Origin of the sequence: Staphylococcus sp. HMSC070D05, from assembly GCF_001815595.1 — a bacterium.
GTDB lineage: Bacteria > Bacillota > Bacilli > Staphylococcales > Staphylococcaceae > Staphylococcus > Staphylococcus hominis.
In genome coordinates this window covers 1-7,598 of sequence record NZ_KV821101.1, presented here as the reverse complement: position 1 = coordinate 7,598, position 7,598 = coordinate 1, and the positions used below count along the sequence as shown (strand labels likewise).

Annotated in this window: 6 protein-coding genes and 1 pseudogene; 6 read left to right on the top strand and 1 reads right to left on the bottom strand. The window is 30.5% G+C overall.

The features are described 5' to 3' along the window. Positions 1 to 476 precede the first annotated feature (476 nt). From msr(A) to HMPREF3046_RS03425, 3 genes are all read left to right on the top strand, one after another. Positions 477 to 1,943 (top strand): ABC-F type ribosomal protection protein Msr(A), encoded by a 1,467-nt coding sequence (gene msr(A) / locus HMPREF3046_RS03435; RefSeq protein ID WP_000438873.1) that lies wholly within the window; start codon positions 477 to 479, stop codon positions 1,941 to 1,943. A 98-nt stretch (positions 1,944 to 2,041) separates the two neighbouring features. After that, positions 2,042 to 2,941, top strand: a complete 900-nt coding sequence (locus HMPREF3046_RS03430; RefSeq protein ID WP_000196697.1) for an Mph(C) family macrolide 2'-phosphotransferase — start codon at positions 2,042 to 2,044, stop codon at positions 2,939 to 2,941. A gap of 485 nt (positions 2,942 to 3,426) precedes the next feature. Next, positions 3,427 to 4,035 carry a recombinase family protein gene (locus HMPREF3046_RS03425; protein WP_000583527.1) on the top strand — a complete coding sequence of 203 codons (609 nt, stop codon included), beginning with the start codon at positions 3,427 to 3,429 and terminating at the stop codon, positions 4,033 to 4,035. Between the two features lie 209 nt (positions 4,036 to 4,244). Here the strand turns inward: HMPREF3046_RS03425 and qacR are convergent, their stop codons facing one another. Next, the gene (qacR, locus tag HMPREF3046_RS03420) at positions 4,245 to 4,811 is read right to left on the bottom strand and encodes a multidrug-binding transcriptional regulator QacR (protein ID WP_001832666.1); all 567 of its coding nucleotides are present in this window, start codon (positions 4,809 to 4,811) and stop codon (positions 4,245 to 4,247) included. Between the two features lie 177 nt (positions 4,812 to 4,988). On the opposite strand from qacR, the gene qac reads away from it, so the two are divergent. The 3 genes and pseudogenes from qac to HMPREF3046_RS11640 form a co-directional block, all read left to right on the top strand. Then, a complete protein-coding gene (qac, locus tag HMPREF3046_RS03415) occupies positions 4,989 to 6,533 on the top strand; it encodes a QacA/B family quaternary ammonium compound efflux MFS transporter (RefSeq protein WP_002449598.1) in 1,545 nt (514 codons plus the stop codon). Between the two features lie 204 nt (positions 6,534 to 6,737). After that, positions 6,738 to 7,298, top strand: a complete 561-nt coding sequence (locus HMPREF3046_RS03410; protein WP_001077893.1) for a hypothetical protein — start codon at positions 6,738 to 6,740, stop codon at positions 7,296 to 7,298. Positions 7,299 to 7,361: 63 nt separating this feature from the next. Further along, positions 7,362 to 7,496: pseudogene (locus tag HMPREF3046_RS11640) on the top strand (HAD hydrolase family protein); the annotation flags it as partial. Positions 7,497 to 7,598: the final 102 nt, after the last annotated feature.

The window sequence follows — 7,598 nt, the reverse complement described above, 5'->3', positions numbered from 1 at the left end:
CATACAGAAGACTCCTTTTTGTTAAAATTATATTATAAATTCAACTTTGCAACAGAACCGTATTTTATGAGTACACTCTAAATTAAGGAGATGTATAATCAATCTAAAATTGTATTTTTATACTTTTGTTATATAATCTTTCTACTTAGAGATATATTGTAAAAAAACCAACAAAATGTTATATTAACATTACTATTTTATCGATGAAGGAGGATTAAAATGACAGCTTCTATGAGACTCAAATAAACCTTTTTGAATACAAAACTAAATTAATTCAAAAAGGCTTGTCCGCAATACACACTCATAGGATGACTTATGTCATTTTTTATCCTTCGATAGGAATAATAAACGCTTTCAAATACTAAAACATCATAATAAATTTTTAAGTGTTTGAAAGTGTAATGTGAATGAGACGGGAGTAGCCTGTCTCATTTTTTTGCGTACACGTCCTTTAAATATACAAGGAGTGTATAAATATGGAACAATATACAATTAAATTTAACCAAATCAATCATAAATTGACAGATTTACGATCACTTAACATCGGTCATCTTTACGCTTACCAATTTGAAAAAATAGCACTTATTGGGGGTAATGGTACTGGCAAAACCACATTACTAAATATGATTGCTCAAAAAACAAAACCAGAATCTGGAACAGTTGAAACGGTTGGCGAAATTCAATATTTTGAACAGCTTAACATGGATGTGGAAAATGATTTTAACACGTTAGACGGTAGTTTAATGAGTGAACTCCATATACCTATGCATACAACCGACAGTATGAGTGGTGGTGAAAAAGCAAAATATAAATTAGCTAATGTCATATCAAATTATAGTCCGATATTACTTTTAGATGAACCTACAAATCACTTGGATAAAATTGGTAAAGATTATCTGAAAAATATTTTAAAATATTACTATGGTACTTTAATTATAGTAAGTCATGATAGAGCACTTATAGACCAAATTGCTGACACAATTTGGGATATACAAGAAGATGGCACAATAAGAGTGTTTAAAGGTAATTACACACAGTATCAAAATCAATATGAACAAGAACAGTTAGAACAACAACGTCAATATGAACAGTATATAAGTGAAAAACAAAGATTGTCCCAAGCCAGTAAAGCTAAACGAAATCAAGCGCAACAAATGGCACAAGCATCATCAAAACAAAAAAACAAAAGTATAGCACCAGATCGTTTAAGTGCATCAAAACAAAAAGGCACGGTTGAGAAGGCTGCTCAAAAACAAGCTAAGCATATTGAAAAAAGAATGGAACATTTGGAAGAAGTTGAAAAACCACAAAGTTATCATGAATTCAATTTCCCACAAAATAAAATTTATGATATCCATAATAATTATCCAATCATTGCACAAAATCTAACATTGGTTAAAGGAAGTCAAAAACTGCTAACACAAGTACGATTCCAAATACCATATGGCAAAAATATAGCGCTCGTAGGTGCAAATGGTGTAGGTAAGACAACTTTACTTGAAGCTATTTACCACCAAATAGAGGGAATTGATTGTTCTCCTAAAGTGCAAATGGCATACTATCGTCAACTTGCTTATGAAGACATGCGTGACGTTTCATTATTGCAATATTTAATGGATGAAACGGATTCATCAGAATCATTCAGTAGAGCTATTTTAAATAACTTGGGTTTAAATGAAGCACTTGATCGTTCTTGTAATGTTTTGAGTGGTGGGGAAAGAACGAAATTATCGTTAGCAGTATTATTTTCAACGAAAGCGAATATGTTAATTTTGGATGAACCAACTAATTTTTTAGATATTAAAACATTAGAAGCATTAGAAATGTTTATGAATAAATATCCTGGAATCATTTTGTTTACATCACATGATACAAGGTTTGTTAAACATGTATCAGATAAAAAATGGGAATTAACAGGACAATCTATTCATGATATAACTTAAAAACTATACACTAATTTATATTGAATATTAGGTTCATTTATATCAATATAAAAAATACGTTCACAAGAAAAATATAATAGAAATAAGGATCCAATAAAATGACTCGACATAATGAAATTATTAAATGTGCAGAAAAATATCAATTACACATCCAACCTCAAACAATCTCATTGAATGAATCGGGACTTGATTTTCAAGTTGCATTTGGAAAAGATAAACATGGAGTAGAATGGGTTTTGAGACTACCAAGAAGACCTGACGTTTATAAACGAACAAAACCCGAAAAACAAACGGTAGACTTCTTACAGAAGAATGTTTCATTTGAAATACCGAAGTGGAAAGTACATGCAAAAGACCTTATTGCTTACCCAAAACTTACAGGTAAACCCGCAGCCACAATAGATCCAGAAATACAAAATTATGTATGGGAAATTGAACACAAACCATTACCAGAAAACTTTATTAACACATTAGCTGAAACACTCGTAGATTTACACAACATACCAGAAGAAAACATTAACGTTCAGCATATAAATATCAAAACCATACAAGAAATAAAAAATGACTTTCAAAGAAGAATGAATAAAGTTAAAGAAACTTATGGCGTATCAGATGAATTATGGAACAGATGGAAACAATGGTTAGAAAACGACGAACTATGGCCTCGACATGCGACCATGATACATGGGGACTTACATCCAGGACATATAATGGTAGATAACCAAGCAAACGTCACAGGTCTCATAGACTGGACTGAAGCAACCCACTCCGACCCATCAATGGACTTTATAGGACACCATCGTGTATTCGACGACGAAGGATTAGAGCAACTTATAACAGCATACGGTAAAGCTGGAGGTGAAATATGGCCACGAATGAAAGAGCATATAATAGAACTCAATGCAGTATTCCCAATGTTTATCGCTGAGTTTGCTATGGAATCAGGAGAATCGGCGTATGAAACGATGGCATTGAAAGAGTTAGGTATGAAAGAGTAGAACTTATATTAAAAGAGGCCCATTTTAAAGACGAAGGCAATCCTGATGAAATTTTAAAACTGCGTTTAATTAGTGATGGTCTTTGGTTTTCTATAATGTATTAAATATCTGGACATGGAACAAATGCAACAAATGGAAAGAATCGTTTTCGAAATTTCTAACTCCTTAAATCAGGAGGATAAATAAACGGTCATTTTCATTGAAAGCACTTATATAAATTTCATCAATTTTAATACCTACCGTAAATACATTTCATAAGTATTAAACAGATGATTAAAATTTTTAGTTAATTTAAATATTTATGATAGAGATGACCTTCAAATGAACGGTTCTGTTACAAAGAAAAAATCTATATTTATTTTTAGTAAGTTTTAATTATAGATATGTACACTTTGAGTACACCCTAATCATACAAAATAAGTTGTTGAAATTATCGCAATTAGAACGTATGATTAGGGTGTATATTAATTATGGAGTGAAGATGAATGATTATAGGTTATGCGAGAGTATCATCGATAGATCAAAATTTAGAAAGACAATTGGATAATTTAAAGACGTTTGGTGTGGAGAAAATCTTTACAGAGAAACAGTCGGGAAAGTCAGTGGAAAATAGACCTGTATTTCAAGAAGCACTCAATTTTGTCAGAATGGGAGATCGATTCGTTGTGGAATCTATTGATCGTTTGGGACGTGATTATGATGAAATTATTGAAACTGTGAGTTATTTAAAAGAGAAAGACGTTCAGTTAATGATTACCAGCTTACCTATGATGAATGAAGTGATTGGCAATCCATTACTGGATAAGTTTATGAAAGATTTAATCGTTCAAATTTTAGCAATGGTTTCAGAACAAGAGAGAAATGAAAGTAAACGTCGACAAGCGCAAGGAATTCAAGTTGCGAAGGAAAAAGGCGTATATAAAGGGCGCCCCTTACTTTATTCACCAAATGCCAAAGACCCACAGAAACGTATTATTTATCATCGCGTGGTGGAAATGTTAGAAGAAGGGAAAGCAATTAGTAAGATTGCGAAAGAAGTTAATATCACAAGACAGACAGTTTATAGAATTAAGCATGATAAGGGATCATCTTGATAAATGGGTCGTCAATGCAAATAAGAGGCTCTCACAGAGTCTCAAAACTCATATTATATTATTGAAATGATCTTTTAATAATTATACAAGAAAAAAGAGAGTGCGAATTCGCACTCTCTTTTTGTGTAGTAATACTATTTAAATTTTTTATCAATAATGAACGTAATTTAGAAATAATATTTATTGGTATTTCAAGAATATATATATAATTATTTACTAAGTCCATTTAAAAAAATTTGAGAGAACTTGTTCATAAGTTTAATTCTTTCATTAATATTTTGTTCATGTGTAAAGGTAACAATTCCATTAACAGCGTTTGCTGCTATTTTACTAACAGCATTAACATCATTAATACACCATTCGCCATTTAAATTACCCTCCTTAAAAATTACATGATAAGCATCTATATATTTGTTTTCTAATTTATTCATTTTTTCATTAATGCTATTAGTTTTATAATATTCAGTGCAAAATTCAATTATTGCGTTTTGAAGTGGATAATAGTATTCGGTTGTTAAAGATAGTTCATTATATAAATAAAATTTTTCTCTATTAGTTTTACATTTGATTTGTTCCTTTTTCCACTGTTCTTGCCATTTAGATTCTTCTATATTTAAAATTTCTAAAAATAGATTTTCTTTTGTTTTAAAGTGATAATAAAGATTCCCTTTACTACTTTCTGATAATTTAACAATTTCTCCAGTAGTAGTGGCATTATATCCATTTTTTATAAATAATTCCTTTGCGACACCTAGTATTTTATCTTTCAAGTTCATCACGCCTTTAATGAGTATTAAGTACTATCAATGATAGCACAAAAAATTCAAAGAATAATTGTATAACACAATACAGCCATTTAAATTTCGCAAGATTTTTTGTTGTAATATGTAAAAAAATAGATTATAATCCTTATAGACCGGTCGAACGGTCTATAAGGATTGGAGGGAACTTAAATGATTTCATTTTTTACAAAAACTACTGATATGATGACATCAAAAAAAAGATGGACTGCACTAGTAGTATTAGCTGTTAGTTTGTTTGTTGTTACAATGGATATGACAATATTAATTATGGCTTTACCGGAATTAGTAAGAGAGTTAGAGCCTTCTGGTACCCAACAGTTATGGATAGTTGATATATACTCTCTTGTTTTAGCTGGCTTTATAATTCCATTGAGTGCCTTTGCTGATAAATGGGGAAGAAAAAAAGCATTATTAACTGGATTTGCTTTATTTGGCCTCGTTTCATTAGCTATATTTTTCGCAGAAAGTGCAGAGTTCGTAATAGCTATTCGATTTTTACTTGGTATTGCAGGTGCTTTAATAATGCCAACTACTCTTTCAATGATAAGAGTAATTTTTGAAAACCCTAAAGAAAGGGCCACTGCATTAGCTGTATGGTCAATCGTTTCATCGATAGGTGCTGTTTTTGGACCAATTATCGGAGGAGCTTTACTTGAGCAATTTTCATGGCACTCGGCATTTTTAATTAATGTACCGTTTGTGATAATAGCAGTTGTAGCAGGTTTATTTTTATTACCAGAGTCTAAGTTATCAAAAGAAAAGTCTCACTCGTGGGATATTCCTTCTACAATTTTATCAATTGCAGGCATGATTGGACTGGTATGGAGTATCAAAGAATTTTCAAAAGAAGGACTAGCAGATATTATTCCATGGGTTGTAATAGTATTAGCAATTACCATGATAGTGATATTTGTTAAACGTAATTTATCAAGTTCTGATCCAATGTTAGACGTAAGACTTTTTAAAAAGAGATCATTTTCAGCTGGTACAATTGCTGCATTTATGACAATGTTTGCAATGACATCTGTTTTGTTATTAGCTTCACAATGGTTACAGGTTGTGGAAGAACTTTCTCCTTTTAAAGCTGGCTTATACCTATTACCTATGGCAATAGGAGATATGGTGTTTGCACCAATTGCACCCGGATTAGCGGCGCGATTTGGACCGAAAATAGTGTTACCTTCCGGAATTGGAATTGCAGCCATTGGCATGTTTATTATGTATTTCTTTGGTCATCCATTATCATATTCTACAATGGCTTTAGCATTAATTTTAGTTGGAGCTGGTACGGCTTCACTAGCAGTTGCATCTGCTCTAATAATGTTAGAAACACCTACATCAAAAGCAGGTAATGCAGCTGCTGTTGAAGAGTCTATGTATGACCTTGGAAATGTTTTTGGTGTAGCAGTACTTGGTAGCCTATCTTCTATGCTTTATCGTGTATTTTTAGATATTTCATCTTTTTCATCAAAAGGTATAGTTGGAGATTTAGCTCATGTAGCTGAAGAATCTGTAGTGGGCGCTGTCGAAGTAGCTAAAGCTACGGGGATAAAACAGCTTGCAAACGAGGCTGTAACATCATTTAATGATGCTTTTGTAGCAACTGCTTTAGTAGGTGGGATTATCATGATTATCATTTCAATAGTTGTCTATTTGTTAATTCCCAAATCACTTGATATAACTAAACAAAAATAGTACTAAACATATATTTTTAGATATTGTAGATTAGTTTATTTTTAAAATTAGTAATAGTTAAAAAGTAGAACCATTAATTTTAAATGGTTCTACTTTTTTATTATTAAGTAAAATTATAAAAGACAATTTCTTAAATTAATAATATGATATACCTATATCTAATAATTTATTAGTATTAATAAACCTTGAAAGGATGATTAACTGATGAATAGAGCAGATATTTTTAAAATATTTGATGTAGAACTTAATATAACTATATTTTTAGGAGCACTAGTAGCAACTTTCATCTATTTTATAAGTTACATGAACAATGTAAATGAATTAATTACATTATGCTTAACATTAGCTTTTCCTGCATATTTATTAAAAATTAGCAGATCGTTCGAGGTTATTTTATTAGAGGAAAAAATAAAAAATAGTAAAATCAAAATCTGTGACAAAGATAGAATTGAACGAGAGATACTGGTGAAAAAGAACCTAATAGATGAACTATTGTTTCCTAATAGAGTTATTAAAAAATATACACTGACAATTTTAATTTACAGTATAGGTATTATTATTCTTTTACTACTTTGTAATATGTTAAGTTATGGAATTGGTGAAAATGTCAATTTTATCTGGAGATTACTAGCTTGTTATGTAACGAGTGTCACAGTGATTATAGTTGCCTTGATTATAATGATAATGATATTTGATCTTATAATTGGATTACTATTAAATTTTCAAATATTTTTAAAAAATAAAAAGTATGATGACTTTTTATAATTATTCGATTTATATAATGAAAAATTAAATGATTAAACATAGAAACCTCAAAACAAACCATATTTAATAGAGTTTATGGCGCCTTATACAAATAAAGGCTATGCTGTTAAAGAATTATGTAGCTATCTTCAGATTAATATGGATGATGTTTATACTATTGGCGATAGAAAATTGATTTACCTATGTTTAATACCCTAGATAATTCTTCTGATAATTTAGTTTTTGTTAGAGTTTAACATAACTGATGATTATCAGAAGTTTGAGTCACATTAAAAAGGCACAACAAGTTCATGAACTTGT